Below are 242 nucleotides of genomic sequence, written 5' to 3' on the forward strand. Positions count from 1 at the left end.
GCCCGGCCGGAGCGCACGCTCGTGCCGCTGCCGCCCCAGCCGCTGCTGGGCCGCCCCGCGCGCACCCACCTGCTCGACGCCACCCGGATGCCGACGGTCGCCGACGACCTGCCGTGGACCCGCGCGGCGTGGGGCGACGGCTCCGAGCCCGTCGGCGCCTGCCAGAAGGCGTCGCTGTTCGACATCGGCGCGGTGCGCACGACCGAGCGCCGGTTCACCACCGCCGACGGGTCGGCGACGGC

1 protein-coding gene is annotated in these 242 nt (G+C 79.3%); it reads left to right on the forward strand.

What is annotated here, in order from left to right; genetic code table 11:
* A partial coding sequence (locus tag QWY29_RS20615; RefSeq protein WP_300963086.1) for a hypothetical protein occupies positions 1 to 242 on the forward strand: 242 nt, incomplete at both ends.

The sequence above is a fragment of the Nocardioides abyssi genome, from assembly GCF_030412915.1.
GTDB classification, from domain to species: Bacteria; Actinomycetota; Actinomycetes; order Propionibacteriales; family Nocardioidaceae; genus Nocardioides; species Nocardioides abyssi.